Annotated in this window: 27 protein-coding genes; 16 read left to right on the top strand and 11 right to left on the bottom strand. The window is 65.7% G+C overall.

From position 1 onward, the window contains the following. Positions 1–10 precede the first annotated feature (10 nt). A complete protein-coding gene (locus tag LTH93_RS03020; protein WP_241464180.1) occupies positions 11–1,411 on the bottom strand; it encodes an MFS transporter in 1,401 nt (466 codons plus the stop codon). A 72-nt stretch (positions 1,412–1,483) separates the two neighbouring features. Between LTH93_RS03020 and LTH93_RS03015 the strand changes: the two genes are divergently transcribed. The 6 genes from LTH93_RS03015 to LTH93_RS02990 all read left to right on the top strand — a co-directional run bounded on the left by LTH93_RS03015 (position 1,484) and on the right by LTH93_RS02990 (position 6,238). Further along, positions 1,484–2,380 carry a LysR family transcriptional regulator gene (locus LTH93_RS03015; RefSeq protein ID WP_241464183.1) on the top strand — a complete coding sequence of 299 codons (897 nt, stop codon included), beginning with the start codon at positions 1,484–1,486 and terminating at the stop codon, positions 2,378–2,380. 110 nt (positions 2,381–2,490) lie between these two features. Beyond that, on the top strand, positions 2,491–3,369 hold the full coding sequence (locus LTH93_RS03010) for a serine hydrolase (RefSeq protein ID WP_241470037.1): 879 nt from the start codon (positions 2,491–2,493) through the stop codon (positions 3,367–3,369). Continuing rightward, positions 3,359–4,246, top strand: coding sequence for a serine hydrolase (locus tag LTH93_RS03005; protein ID WP_241470036.1), 888 nt, complete (start codon positions 3,359–3,361; stop codon positions 4,244–4,246). The genes LTH93_RS03010 and LTH93_RS03005 overlap by 11 nt, the downstream gene beginning before the upstream one ends. A 143-nt stretch (positions 4,247–4,389) precedes the next feature. Further along, positions 4,390–4,617 carry a hypothetical protein gene (locus LTH93_RS03000; RefSeq protein WP_241470035.1) on the top strand — a complete coding sequence of 76 codons (228 nt, stop codon included), beginning with the start codon at positions 4,390–4,392 and terminating at the stop codon, positions 4,615–4,617. Between the two features lie 243 nt (positions 4,618–4,860). Beyond that, positions 4,861–5,772 carry a non-homologous end joining protein Ku gene (ku, locus tag LTH93_RS02995; RefSeq protein WP_255727131.1) on the top strand — a complete coding sequence of 304 codons (912 nt, stop codon included), beginning with the start codon at positions 4,861–4,863 and terminating at the stop codon, positions 5,770–5,772. Between the two features lie 91 nt (positions 5,773–5,863). Then, positions 5,864–6,238, top strand: coding sequence for a hypothetical protein (locus LTH93_RS02990; protein ID WP_241464188.1), 375 nt, complete (start codon positions 5,864–5,866; stop codon positions 6,236–6,238). 75 nt (positions 6,239–6,313) lie between these two features. Here LTH93_RS02990 and LTH93_RS02985 read toward each other — a convergent pair whose 3' ends face one another. The 3 genes from LTH93_RS02985 to LTH93_RS13400 all read right to left on the bottom strand — a co-directional run bounded on the left by LTH93_RS02985 (position 6,314) and on the right by LTH93_RS13400 (position 9,243). Continuing rightward, positions 6,314–7,246, bottom strand: a complete 933-nt coding sequence (locus tag LTH93_RS02985) for a cation diffusion facilitator family transporter (RefSeq protein ID WP_241470033.1) — start codon at positions 7,244–7,246, stop codon at positions 6,314–6,316. 87 nt (positions 7,247–7,333) lie between these two features. Continuing rightward, a complete protein-coding gene (locus LTH93_RS02980; protein ID WP_241470032.1) occupies positions 7,334–7,990 on the bottom strand; it encodes a response regulator in 657 nt (218 codons plus the stop codon). Between the two features lie 11 nt (positions 7,991–8,001). After that, positions 8,002–9,243, bottom strand: coding sequence for a sensor histidine kinase (locus LTH93_RS13400; protein WP_241470031.1), 1,242 nt, complete (start codon positions 9,241–9,243; stop codon positions 8,002–8,004). Positions 9,244–9,473: 230 nt separating this feature from the next. On the opposite strand from LTH93_RS13400, the gene LTH93_RS02970 reads away from it, so the two are divergent. Together LTH93_RS02970 and LTH93_RS02965 are read left to right on the top strand one after the other, a co-directional pair. Then, on the top strand, positions 9,474–10,652 hold the full coding sequence (locus LTH93_RS02970; RefSeq protein WP_241470030.1) for an ABC transporter permease: 1,179 nt from the start codon (positions 9,474–9,476) through the stop codon (positions 10,650–10,652). Between the two features lie 11 nt (positions 10,653–10,663). Then, the gene (locus LTH93_RS02965) at positions 10,664–11,416 is read left to right on the top strand and encodes an ABC transporter ATP-binding protein (protein WP_241470362.1); all 753 of its coding nucleotides are present in this window, start codon (positions 10,664–10,666) and stop codon (positions 11,414–11,416) included. On the opposite strand, the gene LTH93_RS02960 is transcribed toward LTH93_RS02965, so the two are convergent. After that, complete coding sequence (locus LTH93_RS02960) at positions 11,400–11,876, bottom strand: SRPBCC family protein (RefSeq protein WP_241470029.1); 477 nt, start codon at positions 11,874–11,876, stop codon at positions 11,400–11,402. The two genes, LTH93_RS02965 and LTH93_RS02960, sit on opposite strands and share 17 nt — an antisense overlap. Further along, positions 11,873–12,232, bottom strand: coding sequence for an ArsR/SmtB family transcription factor (locus LTH93_RS02955; RefSeq protein WP_241470028.1), 360 nt, complete (start codon positions 12,230–12,232; stop codon positions 11,873–11,875). The genes LTH93_RS02960 and LTH93_RS02955 overlap by 4 nt, the downstream gene beginning before the upstream one ends. Before the next feature lie 109 nt (positions 12,233–12,341). On the opposite strand from LTH93_RS02955, the gene cmtR reads away from it, so the two are divergent. Next, positions 12,342–12,710 (top strand): Cd(II)/Pb(II)-sensing metalloregulatory transcriptional regulator CmtR, encoded by a 369-nt coding sequence (gene cmtR, locus LTH93_RS02950; RefSeq protein ID WP_241464200.1) that lies wholly within the window; start codon positions 12,342–12,344, stop codon positions 12,708–12,710. Continuing rightward, positions 12,707–13,351 carry a cation transporter gene (locus LTH93_RS02945; RefSeq protein WP_241470027.1) on the top strand — a complete coding sequence of 215 codons (645 nt, stop codon included), beginning with the start codon at positions 12,707–12,709 and terminating at the stop codon, positions 13,349–13,351. Before cmtR ends, LTH93_RS02945 begins: the two co-directional genes overlap by 4 nt. A gap of 48 nt (positions 13,352–13,399) precedes the next feature. Here LTH93_RS02945 and LTH93_RS02940 read toward each other — a convergent pair whose 3' ends face one another. Continuing rightward, positions 13,400–14,032: an NUDIX domain-containing protein gene (locus tag LTH93_RS02940; protein ID WP_241470026.1), complete on the bottom strand. Its 633-nt coding sequence runs from the start codon at positions 14,030–14,032 to the stop codon at positions 13,400–13,402. 167 nt (positions 14,033–14,199) lie between these two features. Here LTH93_RS02940 and poxB point away from each other — a divergent pair, with 167 nt between their 5' ends. From poxB to LTH93_RS02925, 3 genes are all read left to right on the top strand, one after another. Beyond that, positions 14,200–15,915, top strand: coding sequence for a ubiquinone-dependent pyruvate dehydrogenase (gene poxB, locus LTH93_RS02935; RefSeq protein ID WP_241470025.1), 1,716 nt, complete (start codon positions 14,200–14,202; stop codon positions 15,913–15,915). Positions 15,916–16,046: 131 nt separating this feature from the next. Beyond that, entirely contained in the window at positions 16,047–16,709 is a 663-nt protein-coding gene (locus tag LTH93_RS02930; protein ID WP_241470024.1) for a DUF6318 family protein, read from the top strand. A gap of 467 nt (positions 16,710–17,176) precedes the next feature. After that, positions 17,177–17,779, top strand: a complete 603-nt coding sequence (locus LTH93_RS02925; protein WP_241470023.1) for a hypothetical protein — start codon at positions 17,177–17,179, stop codon at positions 17,777–17,779. Positions 17,780–17,912: 133 nt separating this feature from the next. On the opposite strand, the gene ctlX is transcribed toward LTH93_RS02925, so the two are convergent. Together ctlX and LTH93_RS02915 are read right to left on the bottom strand one after the other, a co-directional pair. Further along, positions 17,913–18,908, bottom strand: a complete 996-nt coding sequence (gene ctlX, locus LTH93_RS02920) for a citrulline utilization hydrolase CtlX (protein ID WP_241470022.1) — start codon at positions 18,906–18,908, stop codon at positions 17,913–17,915. A gap of 6 nt (positions 18,909–18,914) precedes the next feature. Then, positions 18,915–19,943: an ornithine cyclodeaminase gene (locus LTH93_RS02915; protein WP_241470021.1), complete on the bottom strand. Its 1,029-nt coding sequence runs from the start codon at positions 19,941–19,943 to the stop codon at positions 18,915–18,917. Between the two features lie 148 nt (positions 19,944–20,091). Between LTH93_RS02915 and LTH93_RS02910 the strand changes: the two genes are divergently transcribed. From LTH93_RS02910 to LTH93_RS02900, 3 genes are all read left to right on the top strand, one after another. Beyond that, positions 20,092–20,523 (top strand): Lrp/AsnC family transcriptional regulator, encoded by a 432-nt coding sequence (locus LTH93_RS02910; RefSeq protein WP_106122999.1) that lies wholly within the window; start codon positions 20,092–20,094, stop codon positions 20,521–20,523. Positions 20,524–20,677: 154 nt separating this feature from the next. Then, positions 20,678–21,979, top strand: a complete 1,302-nt coding sequence (locus tag LTH93_RS02905; protein WP_241464210.1) for a M16 family metallopeptidase — start codon at positions 20,678–20,680, stop codon at positions 21,977–21,979. A 169-nt stretch (positions 21,980–22,148) separates the two neighbouring features. Next, positions 22,149–22,595: a hypothetical protein gene (locus LTH93_RS02900; RefSeq protein ID WP_241470020.1), complete on the top strand. Its 447-nt coding sequence runs from the start codon at positions 22,149–22,151 to the stop codon at positions 22,593–22,595. A 20-nt stretch (positions 22,596–22,615) separates the two neighbouring features. Here the strand turns inward: LTH93_RS02900 and LTH93_RS02895 are convergent, their stop codons facing one another. After that, the gene (locus LTH93_RS02895) at positions 22,616–22,996 is read right to left on the bottom strand and encodes a nuclear transport factor 2 family protein (RefSeq protein ID WP_241464212.1); all 381 of its coding nucleotides are present in this window, start codon (positions 22,994–22,996) and stop codon (positions 22,616–22,618) included. Between the two features lie 62 nt (positions 22,997–23,058). Continuing rightward, positions 23,059–23,487: a MoaD/ThiS family protein gene (locus LTH93_RS02890; RefSeq protein WP_255727126.1), complete on the bottom strand. Its 429-nt coding sequence runs from the start codon at positions 23,485–23,487 to the stop codon at positions 23,059–23,061.

Raw genomic sequence — 23,487 nt, 5'->3', positions numbered from 1 at the left:
AGGCCGCAGCTCAGCGCCGTCGTGCCAAGGAGATGAGGGCTGCTGGAATCGCGAGGCAGGCGTAGATGAACGCGCCGACTCCCAGGGCAGAGTGGATCCCGATTCCCAGATCGTCACCGTCCAGCGCGCTGAAGTGCAGGGACAGCACCCCGAGGGTGGCGATGCCCATCCCGGCACCCAGGGCGAAGGCGCTTTCCTGGATCGCGCCGGCATCGGCTGTGCGGGTGGTCGGAGCGGAGCTCATCAAGGCGTTCGACGCGATGGCCATCACCGTGCCGGCGCCGAGTCCGAGCAGCATCAGGCTCGCAGGGTGGGCTGTCTGCGGCAACGAGATCAACAGCAGGGCACCCGACGCCGTGCAGAGGAACCCTGAGATCAAGAGGTACGGCTCGGAGATCCACCGTTTCAGTCCAGGGCTCAGCACGCCGCCGAGGACGCTGGCCGCGGCCAGGGGCAGGAGCACCAGGCCGGCCTCGATGCCGGACCGCTCGTCAACGAGCTGGAGCTGCTGGGTGAGCAGGTAGAGGGTGCCGTTGAAGAGTCCCGTGGTGGCCGCGATGCTCAGCGCCGAGACCGCGAGCACCGGGTTCTTGAACAGCGCGACGTCCAGGTACGGCCGGCGCAGTCGGAGTTGCCGGACGCAGAAGGCAGTCAGGGCGACCGCGCCTCCTAGAAGGAGTGCCGGCGCGATCACGACGGAGTCGTCCCGCGGCATCGATTTCAGCGCCAGGATCAGAGCCGCAATTCCGATCGTCGAGGACCCGATGCTGAACGGATCCAGGCCCGGGGGATGTGCGTTCCTCGACTCGGGCAGCACCAAGGCCGCAGCGAGCAGACACAGGCCCAGGACCGGTGCGTTGACCCAGAAGATCCACGCCCAGGGCAGGTGCTCCACCAGCACGCCGCCCAGCAGCGGTCCGAGACCGACGCCGGCACTGAAGCTGGAGACCCAGAGGCCATAGGCGAAGGCTCGAGATCTCTCGGTGGGGAATGAGACGCGGATGATCGCCACGGTGGCCGCGATGAGCAGGGCGGACCCGACCCCCTGCCCGATCCGTCCGATGATCAGCATCGTGGGATCGGCAGCGGTCCCTGCGAGAAGGGCGCTTGCCATGGCGACGGTCAGCCCGGCAAGGTAGGCGCGCCTTCGTCCATAGCGATCGGCAAGGACTGCGCTGGGAATGATCGCGATGCCCGTGGTGAGGGCGTAGGCATCGGCGACCCATAGCGCCTGGACCGGGCCCAGCGACAGCTGTTCGGTGAGTTCGGGCAGCGCCACAGCCACTTTGGTCATATCGGTCCCGCCGATGACCAGCACCACCGTGAACACCGCCAGGATCCCGGTCAGGCGGGCCAGAGAGATCGGGGGTTCGTGCTGCCGGGAGACCGTGGAGATTGTGGAGTGGGGCATGGGCCCAGTTCAACGGACTCAGAAGCCTGCGTCCAGGTTCACATAGTCACGATGATCGTGCAGTATTGATTCATGATCGACTCCCGCCTGCAGCTCCTGGTCGCCGTGAGTGAATACGGGACGGTGACGGCCGCTGCGGAAGCGCTGTTTCGCAGCCCCTCTGGGGTGTCACGGCAGATCAAACAGCTCGAGGCGGAGATCGACCTCGACCTTCTCGAGCACGAGGGGCGTCGGGTGAAACTGACTGCGGCAGGCCATCGGCTGGTCGAGCACACCCGGGCGTTGAACGCCGCGTGGGAATCAGCGCTCAGCGACACAGCCTCGGCCGCCACCGAGCTCTGCGGACCCGTGTCGATCGGCGGCTTCGCCACGGTCTTGACCTCAGTGGTGACCCCGGCCGTGGTGCGACTCCGGGAGGATCACCAGCTGCTGCGGCCCATGGCCAAGGAGATCTATTCGCAGGGGATCACACGAGCCCTCGAGACCGGCGCAATCGATGTGGGCCTCTTCGTGGCCGATGAATCCACGAGTCGCCTCCCCGCCTACCTTGAGGTCGCGGAGTTCATGGATGATCCCATCGACCTGCTGGTGCACCAGTCTCATGCCTTCGCCTCGCGGGAGGAGGTGCGGTTGGAAGAGGCGCGGAACGAGGAGTGGATCACCGGTCTGCCGCACCAGGACTCCTACAAGGAGCTCTACGCGGCGACCCGATCAGCGGGTTATGCCCCGCGATCCAGCCACTACGCACAGGACCTCACCGCGACGGCGGCTCTCGTGGCCGCGGGTCTGGGCATCTCGGCGGTGCCACGGATCGCGCAGGAGATCTCACATCCGCACGTTCGACGCGTCCCGCTCGCCGGTGAGCATCGACCGCACCGCCGCATCATGCTGACCTTCCGGGCAGGCTCGCGCGGCAACCCGCGGATCGACGCCGTGATCGACGCCCTGGAGCGGGCCCGTCCGACCTAGGTGCTTCCGAGTGAACCGGGCGCGTGACGCGTGAGGCGTACAGCGCGCGGACAGGTCAGCGCTCGCGACTATGCTGTAGTCATCCCGCGCCCGCAGTGATGAGGAGTTGTGTGGAGCAGTCATTGCAGCACCTCGAAGCCGCGGTCACGCGCTTAGCCGCAGACCAGCCCTTCGCGCTGTCCTGGGAGATCCGCGCGATCGGCACCGGCGAGATCATCGGCCAGGACTCGACCCGCGCCGCCGCCTCCTTCAGCACTCGCAAGGTCAGCGTGCTGCTGGCCTGCCTCGCACTGGTGGAGACCGGCGAACTGAGCCTGGAAGACCGCTCGGTCATCACCGAGGAGATGAAGGACGGCGTCCAGGCCGGGATCATGCGCAGCCTCTCCGCTGGGATCTCGCTGAGCCTGCGCGACTGCCTGCTGCAGATGATGAGCACCTCGGACAACATCTGCACCCAGCTGGTCTTCGCCGCCATCGGCTCCGTCCGGCCTGACCCGCTGCAATGGGTCAACGACTACTGCGCCTGGATGGGCCTCCACGCCACCCTGCACCGCGAGATCTTCCCCCGCACCGGAGACCTGACCTGGAGTCATTCATTGGACACTCTCACTACGACGACGGCGCAGGATCAGTCCCGCTTGCTGGAGCAGCTGGGCCGCGGGTGCGTGGATGGCGCTGCCGCCGCACAGCTGATGCTGTCGCAGCAGCTGTGCGAGTTCGTGCGTGATGCGATGCTGAGCCTCTTCACCCCGGCGCTGGGGGTCGCCTGTACTCAGATTCGGTTCGCGGAGAAGAACGGGCGCGGGCTGCGCAGCCTCTCCCAGGTGGGACTGGCGCTCTCGGCGTCGGGTGCACCTCTGGCAGCAGTCGCGGCCTACGCCGAGAACATCCCGACCGTGTTGCCCTCCGGGGTCCCCGGGCGGGTGGCGGCGTTTGATCTGTTCGCCGAGCTGGGACTGGCAGTTCAGGAGTGGGCCCTTGGTCGCTGAGGTGAAGATGCTGAGCCTTGAGGAATGTGCGGCGACCTATCCGGAGCTGCGTTTCGCCGTGGGCGCCGCTGGGTCTGCTGAATCTACTGGGGTGGGTGCCGAATCCCGGGCGGATGAACCGCACGACCTGGCAGGCACGGGCAAGCTGCTGCTCGGCCTGACCCTGGCCCTCCTCGCCGAGGGGGACGGGGGCTTCCTCGGGCGTCCGCTCACGGTGACCGCTGACCACCGCGCCGGCGCACGGACCGGGACTCTGCGACTGATGTCCGGGGAGTTGACGCTCATTGTGGACGACGCGGTGAACCTGGTCTTCTCCACCGGAGACGGCGCCTGTGTGCTCGCGCTGCTGGACTTCGCCGCGTCCGAGGGAGTCGACCTGCTCACCGAAGCCCAGAGCCTGGTCGCGAAGCTGGGCCTCGATGCTGTTCGGCTGACCGGCCTGGAGCGCGATCAATCATGGGGCGAGGGGCTCGTCGGTGAGACGACTCCTTCCGCAAACCTGCAGCTGCTGCGTGCGCTTGGGACCCCGGGCGAAACCGGGAACGGTCCAGCCGCAGCCGGGGGAGTCTCCTCCGAAACCCGTCACCGGCTCCACGGCTGGATGGGCAAGGTCTTCGAACCCGCCGGCCTGGCCGCGGCGCTCCCAGGCTTCGGGCCGAAACGAGTGCCGCACCAGACCCTCTCGGGCTGGGAGCTCACCGCCCACGGCGCGCAGCGCGGATACAGCTCGATGCTCTCCCTGCCCAACCACGCAGGGGAGTGGGTGCATCTGGCAGCCCACCTGCCGCCGTCGTCGGCTGGTGTTCGATCCCCACGGGACGTCTCGGCCGTGCTGGGCACTTTGGGCCTGGCGGCCTACGACTCCGCGCTGAGCTGACCGCCGCGCGCCTAGGCTTGGCACTCCGGCGTGCAAAGCCTAGGTGGAGGTAAGAACCATGAAGTCACCAGGCGGCGACCATACGTTGAAGTCAGGTGCCGAGTTTGTCCGGGTACTGACAACGATGTTCTTGAGGAGTCAACATGCTGACGACACTGCATAATCTGGGTCTACGTTCCGAGCACGCCTACAACGCCGCACTGGTCTCAGTGGGGCTGTCCTTCGGCAGCTGGGCGCTCTCCCGCTACAAGAATGACGACTCCAAGCCGCAGGCAGACCGATGGGGCATCTTCGTCGGCCAGTGGGCGCCGACACTCTTCGGACTGGGCCTGGCACTCTCGCAGTACGAGAACAACGGCAAGAAGCGCTGAATCTCAGACTTCCACGGAGGGGCACTGCCGATCATCGGCAGTGCCCCTCCGTGTGTGTGGGTGCATTCAGATGCTGCTCATCGCGGCCTACCTGCTGGCCCAGCTCCCCTGCCGCCGCCGCGTCTCCCAGCCGAGCCCGCGCCGTCGTCGTCCGCTCTATCTGTCCGGACCCAGACGGCTGTGATGTCATTAGCCCAAGAGCAATGACGAAGAACCCATGATGAACAACCTCAGGAGTGACCCATGCGGGCGATCTGGTCTGGAGACGTGTCTTTCGGGTTGGTGACGGTGCCGATCAAGCTGTATTCGGCCACGCAGAGCCACGATCTGACCATGCATCAGGTCCACGACGAGGACGGCGGGCGGATCCGCTACCAGCGCCACTGCGAGGTCTGCGGCGAGAAGGTCGACTACAAGGACATCGACAAGGCCTACGATTCAGGCGAGTCCACCGTCGTGCTCACCAAGGAGGAGCTCGGGGAGCTTCCCGCGGACGACTCCAAGGAGATCGCGGTGGAGCAGTTCGTACCCGAGGACCAGATCGACTCCATGGTGCTGGACAAGTCCTACTACCTGGAGCCTGCGGGGAAGTCTGCGAAGGCCTATGTGCTGCTGCGTCGAACCCTGGAGGAGTCCTCCCGAGTGGCGATCGTGACGTTCACGCTGCGCACGAAGACCCGGCTCGGGGTGCTGCGGGTCCGTGAGGACGTGATCGTGCTGCAGGGGCTGCGCTGGGCCGATGAGCTGCGCGAACCGGAGTTCGACATCCCCAAGTCGCGGCTGACGAAGAAGGAACAGGAGATGGCCACCTCGCTGGTGGACGCCTACGCCGAGGACTTCGACCCGGAGCGGTTCAAGGACGAATACCAGGACCAGCTGCACACGCTCGTGGAGGAGAAGCTCGCCCACGGGGAGGACATCGACACCGACGCGACCTTCGGCAACGTCGAGGATGAGGACGACGGCGACGGCAACGTCATCGACCTCATGGAGGCGCTGAAGCAGTCGGTGGACTCCCGGCGGAAGAGCTCGGGGAAGGGTGCTGGGGAGTCTGAGGGTTCCAAAGGTGAGGGATCTCAGGGTCCCGCGAAGGGTGGTTCTTCGAAGAACTCCTCGAAGGACAGCGGCTCCAGCCAGAAGAAGAAGGCCAGTTGATCAGGCTCCGGCTCGTCAGTGCCGCGAAGATCAACCATTCGGTTGACACCTTGCGCGCCTGAACCTCTGGCTCATTCCATAGGCTGGAGGTATGGATATCATCTACGACCTCAGCGTCCTGGCCCACCTGTTCGCGATGGCTGCCGTCATCGGCGGGTACTTCGTGGTCCTCCGCAAGCCACGACCCTGGCCAGTCATGGTCTGGGGCGGCCGCATCCTGCTTCTCAGCGGCCTGCTGATCGTCGCATTGGGCGAGGCCGCCGACCTCTGGGGAGGCGCCGATGTGAACCATCTCAAGATCGGGATCAAGCTGCTGGTCTCCCTCGCCGTGGTCGCGACACTGGAGATCGCCGCGAGCAAGTCCCGCAAGAACAACCAGCGGGCAAGCGAGAAGCTGACCCACGCCGCCGGCATCCTCGCCACCGTCAACGTCCTGGTGGCGGTCCTCGTGCCAGGCTTCATCTAGGAATCTCCCCGGACGGTTCTGCTGGGTCTCTCTTCGCCGCTTCTGCTCGATCGGGCAGAAGCGGCGAAGGTGTTCTCAGGGCTGCGGCTGCGGAGGTGGTGTCTTCGTGGTGAAGGAGACTGTGATCCAACTGTGCGGATCCTCACCGTCCAGCTGCGCTCGGGTCTCGTCACGGATGCGATCCCAGTCCTCCAAGGATCGCAGCCCCATGCCTGTGGGAACGTAGAAGACGACGTCGATCGTGCGCGCTCGTCCCTGCTGCGCGGCGTAGACCCGATAGTCGGTGAAGCCTTCTGACTCGGTGACGTCCTGGGCTGCTCCCTCGGCCTGTCTCTTGAGCTCGGGTGGAGTCACCAGGGAGATCTCGGCCAGGGCCCTGCGCAATGTGGAGAACGGCATGGGAAGAAGGATCAGAGCGACGATCGCCAGCACCGCTGGATCGACATAGGGCATCGCCCATTCCGCGTCGGTGTCCTCGATCAGCATGCCGATCAAGAAGGCCGCAAGCAGAGCTCCGGTCACTCCTCCGGCCATGATCCAGCCCTTCACGTCCATCGCGACCAGAGCCGAGCCGAGCTTCTTGTTCGCTCGATGCTCGATGAACCCGATCACGAGGGTCAACACGACTACAACGGCGGCGTAGACCACCGCGGGGCCGAACTCGACATCACGGCCACCCGTCAGCAGAGCCGATATCGCTTGGAAGAGTGCGTAGGCGGCCACCGACATCATCAGCAGGGCGTTCACCGCCAGGACGATCGGCTCGAAATGCCAGAAACCCATGGTGAATCGATCATGTGTCCGTTTCGAGAGCGCATTGGATGCTGACTTCGCGATGAGTCCCGCGAGAGTGATCGACACGACTGACATCACCGCATCGACCAGCGAGAAGACACCATCGAAGAGGATGGCGAACGATCCGGAGACGACGCCGAACCCGATTCCCAGCGCAGAGACGATAAGGACTCCCACCAGGGAGACCTTCAAGGCCTGTTGTTCCGTACGCACGGCGTTGAAGCCCTTTCATAGATGAGGAAGGCCCGAGAAGAGGGCTGCTGACCGCGATAAAGCGCAGTCAGCCTAGTAATGGCTAGGTCAGATGATGTGCTGAGCGCGTGCTCGATCGATGGCCTGCGTGCGATTCTCCACGCCGAGCTTGTCGTAGATGTGGACCAGATGTGTCTTCACCGTGGCCTCCGAGATGAAGAGCACGCGGGCCAGGTCACGATTGGTGGCTCCGGTGGCCAGCTGCTGCAGAATCTCGATCTCACGCGGAGTCAGCGCCGTCGCTGGTGACGCGAGTCGCTTCATCATCTGCGCGGTGATGGAGGGGGAGAGCACGGATTTCCTCGCCGCGGCGTCCAGCACCGCGTGCTGCACGGTCTCCGACGGTGCGTCCTTGAGCAGGTAGCCGATCGCGCCGGCACCCATGGCGGCCACGATGTCCGCCTGGGTGTCGAAGGTCGTCAGGATCAGCACTGGAAGGTCATGCTCCGCGGTGATCATTCTCGTGGCTTCGACCCCGCTCATGCCTGCACCCATCTGCAGATCCATGACCACCACATCCACCTCCTGGGCGGAGACCGCGAGGATCTCCAACGCCGCTTCACCGGTGCCGGCCTCAGCGGTCAGGCGCAGCTTCCCCGAACCTTCCAGCAGCGCCTTCACCCCTGAGCGGACCACGGGGTGGTCATCCACGAGAAGGACGCGCACCTGCGTCGTCGGGCCGGGTGTCGTGGCTTCAGGCGTCATCGGTCCGGGTGTCACTGGCCCTCCAGGGGAAGTCGGATGTTCACCGCAGTGCCCTTGCCCGGAGCCGACTCGACGGTCAGTGCTCCGTTGAGCTCGCGAGCGCGCGCCGCGAGTTTGGCCAGTCCGTAGCTGGGGGCGTCCTGTCGTTCGAGCTGGGCGTCGTCGTCGTTGGCAAAGCCGATCCCGTCGTCAACCACGTCTAATGAGACCGCATCGGGCCAGACCTGCAGAGTGACCACGGCTGTGTGAGCGCGCGCGTGGGCCACAACGTTGCCGAGCAGCGACTGGGCTGCACGCAAGAACACTGCACGGTGGTTCAGCGGCAGGTCAGGCAGCTCGCCTTCGCTTCGAAACCTGCATTGCAGTTCCTGTCCCTCGGCGTGCGCCCGCTCGGCAGTCCGGGTGCAGACCTCGCGGAGGGCGGTGAGGAGGTCGGAGTCCAGGGCGGGTGAGCTCAGATCCCGCACGAAGCGTCGGGCCTCGGCCATGTTCTCGGCCGCCGTCTCCTCGATCACGTCGATGCGTTCGAGCGCCCTGTCCGGGTGCTGATTCTCCAGTTCTTGCCGTGCGGCGCGGGTCATCAGCACGATCGAGGACAGTCCCTGGGCGAGGGTGTCGTGGATCTCGCGGGCCAGTCTTTCCCGTTCGGCCGCGCGCCCCACCTCTTGTTCCTGCTCGGCAAGCTCCAGACGAGCTGCCTGCAGCTGACGGATCGTTCGCTGGTGGCGTTCGTTGTCTCGGTATACCGCCCGGTAGGCGAAGCCGACGACCACAGCGAAAGCGGCTCCCAGGGATGGCCCGATCACCATTGCCAGATGAAAATCACCCGACGGCGCGTGCATGAACTGGGCCACGATCACCACCGCTGTGAGACCCACGATGCTCGCTATCGCCGGTCCTGTCGACAGGACGACCAGGTAGAGGAAGAAGAGCGGGAACGCCACCCAGGAGAAGTCGGGGCTGGCCAGCGTCATCACCGCCCACACGACGGTGACTGCGCCCAGCCACGGCAGTACGAAGCGTCGGGGATTGCGGCTGGTCTGACCTTGTGCGAACCGACTTTCCCAGACGGTTCCGATGACGTAGATGCACGCCAGCAGAATGCTGAGTGAGACGACGAGCCATTCGCCCCCGAAGGCAGAACGGATGCCGACGACGACGCGCAGCACTCCGATGAGCAGCAGGGCGGCGAAGCTGACATGCAGGCTGATTCTCAGACCACGCAGGATGTCGGGCGTGGAGACCTCTCCCACCAGCGATGCCCTCCTCGACTGCTCCACGACAAGTGACAATGCGCGTGGGCCGTGGTCGTCCACTTGATCATCGTACCGAGGCCGACTCTCCGCCGGATCAACCATTCGGTTGAGCCTGGCGTCCACCGAAGGAACCTGCGGGATCAACCGATCATACGATCCCTGAGCGGCCTTATTCCAGGATTCTGGAGAGCAAGATCATCACCCAACACCTGCTCTCTGGAGTCGCCATGTACTTATCCCTTCGGGACATCACCTTCGCCAAAGGGCGCTTCGCGCTGATCGGCGGAGTCGTCGCGCTCATCACCATGCTCCTGGTGCTGCTCACAGGCCTGACCAACGGTCTCGGTCATCAGAACACCTCAGCACTGGAGCGACTCGACGCCTCACACGTCATCTTCAGCGCGCCAGCGGACGCGGATGATCATCCCTCCTTCACCGAATCAGGGATCACCGCAGCCGAGCTGGACATCTGGGAGGAGGCTCTGGGCGCAGGCGCCGTGGAGCGACTGGGAATGACGCAGACCCGGGTTGAAACCAGTGCTGATGACGCGGAGGAGGGCTCAAGCCGGACAGCGGCCTCGGTCGCGGTCTTCAGCGTGGAGCAGGACACCGCGCTTGCGCCGGGACTGCAGGCGATTCAAGGTCGGCCGCATCCGGGTGAAGGCGAGGTGATCCTCAGCTCTGTGATCGCAGAGGATCTCGACTTGGCACTGGGGGACAGCCTGCGCCTGTCCTCCGGTGAGTTCACCGTTGCCGGGATGGTCGACGACGAGTTCTACAGTCACGTCCCCGTGGTCTGGACCTCCATCGAAGACTTCGCGGGCATCGCTCATCTGGGCGAGGACACTGTGGCGACCGCTCTCGCGGTACCCGCTGCCGCGGTTCCAGCTCTCGCGGTGCCTGAGGCAGTCGGACGCGCTGCCCCAGATGATCTGTCCACCGAGGCCCTCGCCACGGTCAACGACCAGGCTGCCACTGTCTCCACGGATATTCGGGGAGCCTTCAACGCTCTGCCCGCCTACCAGTCAGAGCGCGGCTCACTGGTGATGATGCAGGGATTCCTCTACGGCATATCCGCGCTGGTGGTCGTGTCATTTCTCACCGTGTGGACCATCCAGCGCACGCGTGACCTCGCGGTTCTCCGCGCGCTGGGATCCTCCCGCGGCTACCTGGTCCGCGACGCGCTGACCCAAGCGGCCATCGTGGTTTCTCTCGGCGCCCTCACCGGCGGACTGGCCGCCTGGGCAGCAGGACTGCTCATCGCCAACACCGTGCCGTTCGTGCTGACGCCTGTCACCGTCGCGGCCCCGGTCCTCGGGGTCGTCGCACTGGGCGTTGCCGGTGCCGCCCTGACGACTCGACGCGTCTCCCGCGTCGATCCACTTCTCGCCCTCGGAGGAAACTGAGCATGACCTCGATGCACACCGCACCCATTCCATCGCCGTCGGCTCCGACTTGTGGAGATGCCGCTGCTCTTCGGCTTGAGGACGTGACCTTGACCTATCCGGACGGCGTCGACGAGAACGGAGAGGCACGCACGCTTCGGGCACTCGATGCGGTCCATTTCAGCGCAGAGGCCGGGACCGTCACAGCCCTGGTCGGTCCTTCAGGCTCCGGAAAATCATCGTTGCTGGCCGTGGCCGCGGCACTCATCCGACCCAGCTCCGGCTCGGTGCACCTCGCCGGCCGTGACCTCACCGGACTGGCTGAGCGCGAGCTCACCACGCTGCGCCGAGACCAGGTCGGCACCATCTTCCAACAGCCCAACCTCCTGCCGAGCCTCACCGCGCTGGAGCAGCTGGTGCTCACTGCTCATCTGCGCGGCGACCGAGGCAGGCAGCTGAAGGCGGCAGAAGAACAGGGTGCGGAACTGCTGGATCTGGTCGGTCTGGCGTCTGTCGCGAACCGGCGTCCGCACCAGCTCTCCGGCGGTCAACGCCAGCGGGTCAACATCGCCCGGGCGCTCATGGGCAGACCGTCGGTGATGCTGGTGGACGAGCCCACCTCCGCTCTGGATCACGAGCGGGCCCGATCCATCCTCGAACTGCTCGTCAGCACCACGCGTCAGTTCAACACCGCAACGGTGATCGTGACCCATGATGCGCAGATGGCGACGTTGACCGACCGAACCGTGACGATCCGTGATGGTCGCCTCATTTCTGAGCGGTAGTCGACCTGTGGCTGTCGTCTTGGAGGAAGGAGTCAAGGACATTCAGCGCGCTGTCCCAGCCGTCGTAGAAGAAGTTGTCCCCCTTGGCGCCCTCTGCACCGCGGAGGTCGAGGGTCAGCTGGGTGCCCGCGTCGGTGGTGGCCAGGACGAGGGTGACCACCGGGGCGTCGTCGGGATCGCTGTGCGGGTCACCCCAGGTGAAGACGAGGCGTTCAAAGGGGGAGACCTCTCGGTAGACGCCGGCGGTGACCACCTCGGTGCCGTCCTCATCATTGACCATCGTGTAGGTGTAGCGTCCGCCCACGCGCACGTCCATCTCGACCGACTCCCGCGGTGTGGTGGCACCCTCGGGGTGGAACCACTGTGCTGCGGCATCGGGGTCTGTCCACGCAGTCCAGACCTGCTCCGGCGTGGCCGCGAACGTCCGCACCAGGGTGAAGCCCTTGGATTCATCGATCATTGCTCTTCGCCTTTCTGTGATGCATCTTCCTTGGATGGGTGATTGTTGAGGTACTCCTCAAGGCGATCCAGCCGCTCATTCCACTGCCTGCGCTGGTTCTCGATCCACTGGGATGCCTCATCGAGGGACGCCGGGGTGATCGAGCAGTCGATCCACTGCCCGCGGCGATTGCGGCTCACCAGCTCTGCCCGCTCCAGAACGCTCAGATGCTGGGAGACCCCGGCGCGGCTCATCGGGTAGTGCTTGGCGAGCTCGCTCACGGTGAGCGGCCGGCGTCGCAGTCTGTTCAGGATGTCCCGACGGGTCGGATCGGCCAGGGCGCTGAAGGTGACGCTCAACGGGTCCTTGGGTGGCAAGAGCGCCTCCACGCGTAAGTAGTTGCTTACACGTTAGAAGAGGTCCTGAGCATGGGTCAAGAGTCTGGCGCCTGGATTGATAGGTCAGCGCTCGATGTATAGTCACCCCATGCTGACCAATGTTTCCCGCGCGGAAGTGATGAACCGCCTTGGACGGGCGATGTCGGACCCGACTCGCTCCCGAATTCTGCTGTCCTTGCTCGAGAAACCGGGCTACCCGGCGAAGCTCGCACGTGAACTCGCACTGAGCCGCACGAATGTCTCCAACCACCTCGCCTGCCTGCGGGGATGCGGAATCGTGGTCGCTGAGACCGAGGGGCGCCAGACTCGCTACGCCATAGCTGACCCACACCTCGCCGTCGCCCTGACCGCACTGCTGGAGGTGACTCTCGCGGTGGATGAGAGCGTGCCATGTATGGACCCGGCCTGTTCCGTGTCTGGTTGTCGTGAAGCTTCGGCAACTGTGGAGCGTCAATGAGCCCGGAGTCCGTGACGCCCACGCGGCGGGCGAAGCTGCACCGTCGGGTGCGGCTCATCGTTGCTTTCACCATCACCTGGAATGTGATCGAAGCTGCCGTGGCGATCGGGGCCGGGGTGGCCGCCTCCTCCAAGGCATTGATCGCCTTTGGACTCGATTCCGTGATCGAGGTCGCCTCGGCGATCGCGGTGGCCTGGCAGTTCACCCGAAAGGATCCTGAACGGTGGGAGAAGGCCACCGTCCGCGCCATCGGGATCGCATTCTTCGCCCTGGCCGCCTACGTCAGCATCGACGCGATCCTCACCCTGACCGGGGTGGAGCAGGTCGATCACAGTCCGGTCGGCATCGGCATCGCCGTGGCGAGCCTGGTGGTCATGCCGCTGCTCGCCTGGTTCGAATTCCGCACCGGCGGCGAACTCGGATCCAAGAGCGTCCAGGCCGACGCCAAGCAGCTGCTGCTCTGCGTCTATCTCTCCGGGGCGGTGCTTCTCGGGCTGCTGCTCAACACCATCTTCGGCTGGATGTGGGCCGACTCCGTGGCGGCACTGGTGACCGCGGCGCTTGCACTGCGTGAAGGGATCGAGGCGTGGCGCGGTGATGTCGAGTCACCGCTCGAGGTCCTCGATGATCTGAAGACGTAGCGCCATCGGGGCCCGGGAAGTCTTGCTCGAGAAGAGGGAAGTGGGCGCCTAGGGCTTGATGCCGCGGGGATGATCAGTCCAGGGTGCACGAGGGTCGCGCAGCTCCCCTGCACCGGTCCTGATCGCGTGCAGCGCCAAGACTCCGGTCACGGCGCTGGGGTTGCGGATCTGCCCGGTGAGCACCGCCTGCACAGCCTCAGTCAGAGGGATCCAGGCCTTCTCGATCTCGGCCTCTTCGCCCTCGCGCTCGTGCTGGTCATGTTCCGGCGTCTCGGTGATGCCCCGGGCCAGGTAGATCCGGATGCCTTCATTGGAGGCGCCGGGGCTGGTGTGGAAGTCCGCCAGGGTGTGCCAGGTGTCGGCGCTGATGTCGGCTTCCTCGTGGAGTTCCCGCGCTGCGGCGTCGAGCATCGGCTCACCCTCGGCGTCGAGCAGTCCTGCCGGAATCTCCCACATGTTCTGCCGCAGCGGGTGCCGGTACTGCCGGATCAGCAGCACCCGGTCCTGCTCGTCCATCGCGAGGACGGCCACGGCGCTGAGGTGCTTGAGGAACGCGCGGGTCAGCGTCTGGCCGTTCTTGCCGAAGCTGAAGGTCTCCTCGACCAGGTCATAGATCGGTGTCGACTGCAGGGACTTGGCCCCCAGGATGGGGTGCTCAGCGGGGGAGTCATAGATCGGCATGGAGCCAGCCTACGTGGGGCCGGTGTCTCGGCCGCTGAACAGGGCTCGCCGTCGTCGTCCTCCGCACGACCTGGCCCATAGGCGCACGGGGCCCGGAGTTCTAGACTGCGGACATACGCGCCGTGGCCTTTACTCGGGGAGCGGCGACCCTGAAGGGAAGGACGCTCATGCCGACAGTCGCACGGAACATTGTTGATACCTTGCACGCCAGCGGAGTCGAGCGGATCTACGGGATCTCCGGGGATTCGCTCAACGGTCTGACCGATGCGCTGCGCGCCGCGGGGACCATCGAATGGGTGCCGACCCGCCATGAAGAGGCGGCTGCCTTCGCCGCCAGCGCGGAGTCCCAGGTCACCGGGGAGCTCGCGGTCTGCGCGGGAAGCTGCGGGCCGGGCAACCTGCACCTGATCAACGGCCTCTTCGACGCGCAGCGCTCGCGGACCCCGGTGCTCGCGATCGCCGCGCACATCCCCAGCGAGGAGATCGGGTCCGGCTACTTCCAGGAGACCCACCCGCAGGAGCTATTCCGCGAATGCAGCGTCTATGTGGAGCACGTCGCCCACGCGGACCAGATGCCGCGGCTGCTGCGCATCGCCATGCGCGAGGCCATCGAGAAGCGCGGGGTGGCAGTGCTGGTGATCCCCGGAGACGTGGCGCTCGCCGATAGCCAGGCCGAGGCTGAGACCATCCGGGCGATGCACTCTCGGGTCATTCCTGCCGAGGCCGATCTGGACCGGGCGGCCGAGGCGCTGAACACCTGCGAGCGCGTGACGATCCTGGCCGGTGCCGGCACCGCCGGAGCTCACCCCGAGCTGCTGGCGATCGCCGAGCGTCTGCAGGCCCCGATCGTGCACGCGCTGCGCGGCAAAGAACACGTGGAGTGGGACAACCCCTACGACGTTGGAATGACCGGGCTGCTCGGGTTCTCCTCCGGTTACGCGGCGATGGCGGCCTGCGAGACGCTGCTGGTGCTCGGCTCGGACCTGCCGTATCAGCAGTTCTATCCCGAGGACGCGAAGGTGGTGCAGGTCGACATCCGCGGATCTCAGATCGGGCGACGCACCCCGGTGGACGTCGGGCTGGTCGGGTCGGTCAAGGACACCGTGGAGGCGCTGCTGCCGAAGCTCGATGTGCATCAGGATTCCCGGCACCTTGACGGTGCGACGAAGCACTACGCGAAGACCCGGAAGGATCTTGACGCGCTGGCGACGCCCTCGCGGCGGACCATTCATCCCCAGTACCTGACCAAGCTGATCAACGACGCCGCCGACGACGACGCGATCTTCCTTCCCGACGTCGGCTCACCCGTGGTCTGGGCCTGCCGGTACCTGACGATGAACGGACGACGCCGGCTGCTCGGTTCCTTCAGCCACGGATCCATGGCGAACGCGATCTCGCAGGGCATCGGCGCGCAGATGGCCGAGCCGGAGAAGCAGGTGATCGCGCTCGCCGGTGACGGTGGGCTGGCGATGCTCATGGGGGAGCTGCTGACCATCACCCAGAACGAGCTGCCGATCAAGACCGTGGTCTACAACAACTCCTCGCTGAACTTCGTGGAGGTGGAGATGAAGGCCGCCGGCATCGTCAATTTCGGCACCGAGCTGAAGAATCCCAACTTCGCGAAAGTGGCCGAGGCGATGGATATCAAGGGGATCCGGGTGGAAAAGTCTGAGGATCTTCCAGCCGCCGTCGAGGAGTTCCTCGCGCACGACGGCCCGGCGCTGCTGGATGTTGTCACCGAGCGCCAGGAGCTTTCGATGCCGCCGAGTGTCACCGCTGAGCAGGCAAAAGGCTTCACGCTCTATGCGGTGCGGACGGTTCTCAGTGGCCGCGGGGATGAACTCGTCGACCTCGCGAAGACGAATCTCCGCCAGTTGTTCTGATTCTTCGCCCTCCACAGAATCGCCCCGGCCCCTGTTGCGCCGGGGCGGTTCTGTTTAGTCTGTTGCTTCAGTGGCCGTGACGGATTGAACGGGACAGGTTCATGAACACTTCAGCGGGTCGGCTTGGTGTGGTGAGTGTTGTGCTGGTTCTTGGGCTGGCGCTGAGTTCCTGTGGGCGTGACGATGCTGGGGCTGAGTCTGGTGGAGCGGATGTTGAGCCGAGTGCGGAGGAGACCTCACCGGAGGGTGGAGCTTCGGATCCGGAGCAGTCGAGTGGTGACGGGAGTGAGGCCGAAGAGCCTGAATCGTCGCCGACGCCGGTGCCTGCGTCTTCGGATGGACCCGCGCAGAACTGGCCCGAGCCTGAGGTTCCGGATGAGATCTATGAGGAGACCGAAGAGGGCGCGCTGGCGGCGCTGACGTACTGGTTTGAGGCGATTACGTACCTGCAACTTACTGGCGAGTTTGAGCCTGTCTCCGCAGTCTCGGCTCCCGACTGCGCGATGTGCGACAACACAATAGCCCAGTTCTACGACCTGTATGAGGTTGAGAGCGGTTGGTACGCGGCGGAGGGCACCACTACTCAAGATGAGCTCGCATCGGGCATCACGGGAGACGGCCACGCACGCATTCTGTTCGCGTTGGTCGAGGGTGGGTATACGGCTTACGGTCCCGAGGGTGAATCCTTGGGGGTTGTCGAGAGTCGCACATACGATGCTGAGGCATTTCTGTATTTCGATGGTAGTCAGTGGTGGGTTTCAGAGCTCGAGATAGCGGATGCGGTCGTCGAATGAGGGTGCAGCGAATCTGGGGCACCCTAATGGTGCTCTGTGGCCTTAGCGGAGAACTTATCGCTGGGTCCTTCGGAGGTGCTTCAGTTAGCCCACTGATGTCGCGGACTTGTAACCATGTCGTCACTTGGGAAGGAAGGGAGGCCCAGGGTGCGGCTAGGTGTGAGCGTCCCCAAAATGGTGCGGTGGATCGATCGCCGCGGGAGCCTCGGAGTGAGGGCGAAGAGTATGTTGCTGGTGATAGGGAAGCTGACTGGTCGATTCCTGCTCCTGAAGTTCAGCCGACCTACTGCAGTGCCGAAGGTGGAGCAGCCCAAGCCGGGTGTCGAGTCGTTCTAATTGACGAGTGCGCATCTCGCGGCATGGACCTAGTCAGTCCAGTCGACACGGGGGAATTCTCGGGCTTCATCTGCGCTCCAACCGCTGATGCCGTCGAGGTTGAAGAAGACGTAGAGGAGGCCGTGGACATAATGGCGCTCCTGCCCGGCGCCGTCGAAGAAGCTTTCGCCACCCTCCCGATCGCCGGAGGTTCCGTCGAGTTCGAACCCGACCTTCTCGGTTTCGGCTACCGGGGCCGGCATACCCACATGTTCGCGGACGTCGAGACACAGACCCTGAATCAGACCCTTCTCGGCATCCCGGTGGAGATCCGAGTGAACCCGCAGAGCTTCCTATGGGACTACGGCGATGGTGCCAGCCGGGTCACCTACGACCCCGGGGAACCGATGCCCGACAGCTGGCAGGGTGAAGCGGTGGTCAAGACGAATCAAGAGACACCCACGAGTCACGTCTACACCGAGACCGGGCGCTTCCCGGTCAGCCTGAGCACCACCTTCGTCGGCGAGTACCGGGTCGGCAGCGGACCGTGGATCGTCATCCCCGGATCCGTGGATGTCCAGGCCTCACCGGGTGAGGCCGACATCTGGCGAGTCGCTGCACGTAACGTCTCCGGCTCCTGCCGCAACACCGTCGACTGGGGCTGCAACGGACCAGTCACCCTCGAACCGGGCGACACGCCACCGAAGATCTTCGCGGACCAGTACGACGCCAACGGCAACTGGCTGGGGGAGTGACCCAAAGCCTGCTGGCCACCCAAAGATGAGGCGACCGAGCGCCGTCGTCGTCCGTTCCCTGCAGATCTTCCCCGGCAGTTGAGTTCTTCGGTCCATACGTATCGACCGGAGAACTCAACTGCCCAGGATGGGGTCAGCGGCGGGGGAGGTGGTTGCCGGCGATCATGCAGCGCACTGACCCGCCTGCGGCCTCCAGGGTGGAGACATCGACCGGCATCAACGTGCAGTGCGCGGCGATGGTGTCCCGCTGAGCGTCCGTCAGGCTCGCCTCGGCTGTCGTGGACAGCACCAGGTAGCGCCCGTCGGTCCCCGCGAGTTCCAGGCAGTTGCCGGCGAAGCGGCCGACCTGGGCTTCGCTGAGCTCCACCACGGTCCTGCCGGAATCGCGCAGAACGCCGAGCACGTGCTCGCGCTGAGCCCGGTCGCGGATCATGTCACTGCTGATCAGTGCCAGGTCGGTGCCCACCGACATCATCACGTTGGTGTGATAGACGGGCACCCCGTCGCCGTCGGTGGCGTCGAAGAGCACCGGGGCGTAGCCGAAGTCGCGGCAGAACTCAGCAAAGAGTCCCGCGGACAGCCGACGTGACCGGCAGGCGTAGGCCAGCCGGGCGCGGTGATCGAGCACCATCGAACCCGTTCCCTCGAGGTACTCGCCGAAGCGTTCCGCCGAGGAGTAGTCCACCACGCGGCGCACCCGATGGGTCTCCTGCAGGTGCGCCACGATGTCGCCGCGCCGCTCAGCCCGGCGGTTCTCCGCATACATCGGATACAGCGTGACCGTGCCGTCGGGATGGGTGCTGAACCAGTTGTTCGGAAACACGCTGTCAGGCGTCTCCGCGGAGGGGTCATCGAAGATGTCCACGCCGATGCCCAGTCGCTCGAGGGTGCGGCCGAGCTCGGTGACCTCGGCGTAGGCCGCATCGGCTACCCGGCGGGCGGGCTCCCGGGCGGCTGAGGGCAGCAGCGCGTCGAGGATCCGCTGCTGGAAGCTGTTGTCCGCAGCGGTTTCCGGGTTGGGCGTGAACTGGTGCGGTCGCACGAGCACCACTCGGGACGGGGCCTGCTCGGTCACCTGCTCTGCGGTGACGCGGAAACGCGCCACCGGCGCATTCATCACCTCAGTCATCGACGATCACCCGACCGGCTTCATCGAGCTGACCAGTGAGAACAGGTCCTTCGGGTCCTCGGGGTCGGCGACCAGGTCCAGCGAGGTCTGCAGATCGGTGCCGGCGGTGGCGTCGCGGACGAAGCGCAGCGCGGAGAGATCCGCGATCGCGAAGCCCACCGAGTCGAAGATCGTGATCTGCTCAGGGGACTGGCGGCCGGACTCGGCGCCGGTGAGCACCTGCCAGAACTCGACCACCGGGAAATCAGGCTCCATCTGCTGGATCTCGCCTTCGATCCGGGTCTGTTCCGGGTACTCCACGAAGACCCGGCCGCGGCGCAGGATCTCGGCGTCCAACTCGGTCTTGCCCGGGCAGTCTCCGCCGACAGCGTTGATGTGCACGCCGGGGGAGATCTGCGCAGAGCTCAGGATGGTGTTCTGCGCCTTGTCCGCGGTGCAGGTGGTGATGATGTCGGCACCGGCCACGGCCTCATCGGTGGACTCCGCCAGGGTGACGTTGAAGCCGAGCGGCTCCAGGTTTCGGCGCAGCTTCTTCATCGCGGCGGGATCCACATCGAAGACCTGCAGGTCCTCGATGCCCAGCGCGGAGCGGATCGCGAGTGCCTGGAACTCCGCCTGGGAGCCGGCGCCGATCAGCGCCATCCGCGTCGAGTCTGGGCGGGCCAGCGCCTTCGCGGTCATCGCGGAGGTCGCGGCGGTGCGCAGGGCGGTCAGCAGAGTCATCTCTGCGAGGAAGGTGGGGTAGCCGTTGTCCACATCGGCGAGCATGCCGAAGGCGGTGACGGTCTGGAACCCGCGGGAGGGGTTCAGCGGGTGCCCGTTGACGTACTTGAAGGCGTAGGTCTCCATGTCGGAGGTCGGCATCAGCTCGATCACGCCGAACGGCGTGTGGCTGGCGATGCGCGGGATCTTGTCGAAGCTCTCCCAGCGGCGGAAGTCGTCCTCGAGGTACTGGATCATCTCGGTCATCAGCTGCTCCACGCCCTCGCGCTGGATCCAGCGGGCCATGTTGCCGACGTCGACGAACTGCGTCATGAGGAACTCCTTCAAGGGGTGGTGCGTGAATCGTGCCAGGGTGATGAGTCTCAGCCTAGGGATCTCGATGTGTACATGTAAGAGCAGTTCTGTTGAATTTCGGGGCACTCAGGTGGCAGTTTGGCAGGTTACGGATAGCATTATGCACATGCCTCGCCTCACGGACCTCGACCGTCGACTCATCTCCGCGCTGCGCAAGGACGGCCGCGCACCGGTCGCGGCGCTCGCCGAACAGCTCGGAGTCGCCCGGGCCACGGTCACCAGCCGAATCGAGAAGCTCAAGGCCCAAGGGGTCATCGTGGGGTTCAGCGTGCGCGTCCACGACCACAACGAGACCGGCGAGGTCCGCGCCATCTCTTTCATCGAGGTCGTCGGGCGCACCACCGATCATGTGATCGCCGAGCTGCGCGGCTTTCCCGAGATCATGGCGCTGCACACCACCAACGGGGGCTGGGACCTGGTCGCGGAGATCTCGTGTGAGAATCTGCGCGACTTCGACGAGGTGCTGCGCCGCGTCCGCGGGATCAAGGGAGTGGTCAACAGTGAGACCAGCCTGCTGCTCAGCTCGGTGGTCCGCTGAGCCCGGGTCCGCGCCGATGCTGGAGAGCTGAGCCGCCCGCTGGGGGCCGAACGGGCGCTGTCGTCGTTCTCCCGTCGTTCCTCCTAGCTGGTTGAGTTCTCCGGCCGATACGTAAGTGCCGGATAACTCAACCACCCAGGTAACCTGGGGGCCTATGCGCGTCACCATTGATCCCCACACCGAAGGCGTCCTGAACAACGACGCCGGCTCCACCGTCCGCCGCTCCGTGCTCCCCGCCGGGGTGCGTGTGCTCACCGAGGAGATGCCGGGCCAGCGCTCGGTCACCTTGGGCTTCTGGATCGGGGTGGGCTCCCGCGACGAGGCCGCCCACCAGCACGGCTCCACCCACTTCCTGGAGCACCTGCTCTTCAAGGGCACCGAGACCCGCTCCTCGCTGGAGATCGCCTCGGCCTTCGACAGCGTGGGCGGTGAGTCCAACGCGATGACCGGCAAGGAGCACACCTGCTACTACGCCCGGGTGCTCGACACCGACCTGCCCATGGCGGTCGAGGTGCTCACCGACATCGTCACCTCCGCGCTGCTGGATCCTGCCGAGATGGAGATCGAGCGCGGGGTCATCCTTGAAGAGCTCGCCATGGCCGAGGACGATCCCGAGGACGTGGTCCACGAGCGGTTCGGCTCCCAGGTCCTCGACGGTCACCCGCTGGGCCGGCCCATCGGGGGCACGCCCAAGGAGATCAATGCCGCCAGCCGCGAGGACGTCTTCAACCACTACCAGCGCTGGTACCGCCCCGACGAGCTGGTCATCACCGCCGCCGGCGGGCTCGACCATGACCATGTGGTCTCACTCATCGCGGAGGCGCTGGACAAGTCCTCCTGGGACATGACCGTCCCCGGCTCACCGGCGCAGCGCCGGGTCGGTCGCGAGACCGAGATCCCGGTCCGCGCCGGCACCGAGACGATCATCAAACCCGTGGAGCAGTCCCAGGTGATCCTCGGCGGCCGCGGTATGGCCGCCTCCGACGAGGACCGCTTCGCGCTCTCGGTGATGCACGCGGTGCTCGGCGGCGGCATGTCCTCCCGACTCTTCCAGGAGGTTCGCGAGCGCCGCGGCCTGGCGTATTCCACCTACTCCTTCTCCTCGGCGATGACCGACGCCGGCTACTTCGGCCTCTATGCCGGCTGCCTGCCGAACAAGGTCGCCAAGGTCACCGAGGTCATGGCCGCGGAACTCGACCGGATCGCCACCGACCACGTCAGCGCCGAGGAGCTCACCCGCGCGAAGGGTCAGCTGCGCGGCGGCACCGTGCTGGGCATGGAGGAGACCTCTTCGCGGATGTCCCGACTGGGCCGGGCCGAGCTGGTGCGCGGCGAGTTCGTCGACATCTCCGACACGCTGCACCAGATCGACACCATCACCGCCGAGGACGTGCGCAAGGTCGCGGCCAGGCTTGCCAGCTCGCCACGAGCTGTCACGGTGGTCGGCCCCGCCTAGACTGGAAGAGTCACTGCAGGCGGACCGAGGGGGTCTCATGCACCGCAGCCGAAGTGGATGCCGCAGTCGGAGTCGCAGCCGCAGGCGAGCTGCTTCCCGGCGGTCCGGCGTCGTGGTCATGTCTCTCGGCCTTATGCTCCTGACCTCCTGCGCGGGCGACTCAGGCCCTATGAGGGCAGAGAGCCCTGGCGATCAGTCCACCAGCGCCCCCGCGGTGACCTACCCGAACGAGGGTGCCGACGGCAGCGGCGCCTACATCGACGGCGCGGGGCCTGACGATGGCGGTGAAGTCCCGGACATGATCCCCACCCCGGTTCAGGAGGCACCAGAGCTGGTGTCCGAACACCTCTCCAGCTGGCAGGAATACAGCACCGCCTCCGAGACGGAGCTCCAGCTGGCCTTCTACAGCGGCAATCCTGCCTGTTACGGCGTGCGGTCGGTGGTGGAAGAGGATGACACGGAGGTTCGCGTGGCCACCATCTCGGGCACCCTGCCCGACGCAGTCGGCTCCGCCTGCACCCAGGAGGCCCGCTACGTGGCCCTGGTCATCGAGCTCGACCAGCCGCTGGGAGACCGCGAGGTCGTGCCGCTGACTGAGGTTGAGCTCGCACCCTGACCCAGCGGCTCGGCTCGGCTTCAGTGTCGACCTGGCCAGATCGGACTCGGACCCGACCCCTTGGCCTCGACCCCGCCGAAGTACAGCTCGATCTCGGTGATCTGCCCATCGACCACTTTTACCAGCTCCACATTGCTGAACGGCGGCTCGTTCGGCAGCTGAGCGGTATAGCGCAGCATCACCGTGCCGGGTTCGATCTCGACCGCAGCGGTGATCTCGTGGCGCAGGAAGCGCTCGGCGGTGGCGAAGCAGGTCTCCAGGAATGCGGCCTTGTCCAGATGGTCATCTTGTGGAGACGTGAAGGTCATGTCCTCATCGAGGAGGATCCGCGCCGCCTGGCGGTCCCCGACGCGGTAGGCCGCGAACTGCGCCAGAGCTGTCTCCATCGGCGTCCTGATCATGATCGGGAATCTACTCGTCCCTCCCGCGGCCTGTCAGCGCTTCGGGGCCGGGAGCGGCAGGCCTAGCCGCCGGCGAAGGGCGGGAGCACATCGAGCTGATCCCCGGGGTGCAGCCGAGCCGTCTCGGACCGGGCTCGAACCCCGTTGACCAGGAAAGAACTTCGCGCGCAGACCCGCTCCAGGCCGGGCACCGCGGCGCCGTCGTTGGTGTTGCGGTCGTGGTCGCCCGCAGGGTCGTCACCGCCGGCGGTGGTGGACAGCTGCTCCCGGACCAGCCGGGGCAGCTCGGTCAGCAGATCGACGACGGCGACCCCTTCTGCGGGCACCGGCAGGCGCAGCTCCTCGACCCCGGCGGCCTCGGCGGCGGCGGCGAAGAAGCGCACGCTGATCGGCGCACCCGTCATAGGCGCGGCGCTCGGCGCTGACGTCGGGACAGGCGCAGCGGATGTGTCCGGTGCGGGGGATGCCGTCGCAGGTGAGGTCTCGGTCAT

Source organism: Nesterenkonia sp. DZ6 (genome assembly GCF_022565835.1).
In the GTDB taxonomy this organism is placed as follows: Bacteria; Actinomycetota; Actinomycetes; order Actinomycetales; family Micrococcaceae; genus Nesterenkonia.
This window is presented reverse-complemented; position numbering and strand designations above follow the sequence as displayed.

Excerpts from the sequence above, each read along its gene's own strand:
- LTH93_RS02905 (WP_241464210.1), top strand. The coding sequence starts at position 20,678 with ATGCGCGTCACCATTGATCCCCACACCGAAGGCGTCCTGAACAACGAC.
- ctlX (WP_241470022.1), bottom strand. The coding sequence starts at position 18,908 with ATGACTGAGGTGATGAATGCGCCGGTGGCGCGTTTCCGCGTCACCGCA.
- ku (WP_255727131.1), top strand. The coding sequence starts at position 4,861 with ATGCGGGCGATCTGGTCTGGAGACGTGTCTTTCGGGTTGGTGACGGTG.
- LTH93_RS02925 (WP_241470023.1), top strand. The coding sequence starts at position 17,177 with ATGGCGCTCCTGCCCGGCGCCGTCGAAGAAGCTTTCGCCACCCTCCCG.
- LTH93_RS03020 (WP_241464180.1), bottom strand. The coding sequence starts at position 1,411 with ATGCCCCACTCCACAATCTCCACGGTCTCCCGGCAGCACGAACCCCCG.
- LTH93_RS02915 (WP_241470021.1), bottom strand. The coding sequence starts at position 19,943 with ATGACGCAGTTCGTCGACGTCGGCAACATGGCCCGCTGGATCCAGCGC.
- LTH93_RS02980 (WP_241470032.1), bottom strand. The coding sequence starts at position 7,990 with ATGACGCCTGAAGCCACGACACCCGGCCCGACGACGCAGGTGCGCGTC.
- LTH93_RS02900 (WP_241470020.1), top strand. The coding sequence starts at position 22,149 with ATGAGGGCAGAGAGCCCTGGCGATCAGTCCACCAGCGCCCCCGCGGTG.
- LTH93_RS02960 (WP_241470029.1), bottom strand. The coding sequence starts at position 11,876 with ATGATCGATGAATCCAAGGGCTTCACCCTGGTGCGGACGTTCGCGGCC.
- cmtR (WP_241464200.1), top strand. The coding sequence starts at position 12,342 with ATGCTGACCAATGTTTCCCGCGCGGAAGTGATGAACCGCCTTGGACGG.
- LTH93_RS03000 (WP_241470035.1), top strand. The coding sequence starts at position 4,390 with ATGCTGACGACACTGCATAATCTGGGTCTACGTTCCGAGCACGCCTAC.
- poxB (WP_241470025.1), top strand. The coding sequence starts at position 14,200 with ATGCCGACAGTCGCACGGAACATTGTTGATACCTTGCACGCCAGCGGA.
- LTH93_RS02910 (WP_106122999.1), top strand. The coding sequence starts at position 20,092 with ATGCCTCGCCTCACGGACCTCGACCGTCGACTCATCTCCGCGCTGCGC.
- LTH93_RS02895 (WP_241464212.1), bottom strand. The coding sequence starts at position 22,996 with ATGATCAGGACGCCGATGGAGACAGCTCTGGCGCAGTTCGCGGCCTAC.
- LTH93_RS03015 (WP_241464183.1), top strand. The coding sequence starts at position 1,484 with ATGATCGACTCCCGCCTGCAGCTCCTGGTCGCCGTGAGTGAATACGGG.
- LTH93_RS02990 (WP_241464188.1), top strand. The coding sequence starts at position 5,864 with ATGGATATCATCTACGACCTCAGCGTCCTGGCCCACCTGTTCGCGATG.
- LTH93_RS02970 (WP_241470030.1), top strand. The coding sequence starts at position 9,474 with ATGTACTTATCCCTTCGGGACATCACCTTCGCCAAAGGGCGCTTCGCG.
- LTH93_RS02940 (WP_241470026.1), bottom strand. The coding sequence starts at position 14,032 with ATGCCGATCTATGACTCCCCCGCTGAGCACCCCATCCTGGGGGCCAAG.
- LTH93_RS02965 (WP_241470362.1), top strand. The coding sequence starts at position 10,664 with ATGCACACCGCACCCATTCCATCGCCGTCGGCTCCGACTTGTGGAGAT.
- LTH93_RS02945 (WP_241470027.1), top strand. The coding sequence starts at position 12,707 with ATGAGCCCGGAGTCCGTGACGCCCACGCGGCGGGCGAAGCTGCACCGT.
- LTH93_RS02890 (WP_255727126.1), bottom strand. The coding sequence starts at position 23,487 with ATGACCGAGACCTCACCTGCGACGGCATCCCCCGCACCGGACACATCC.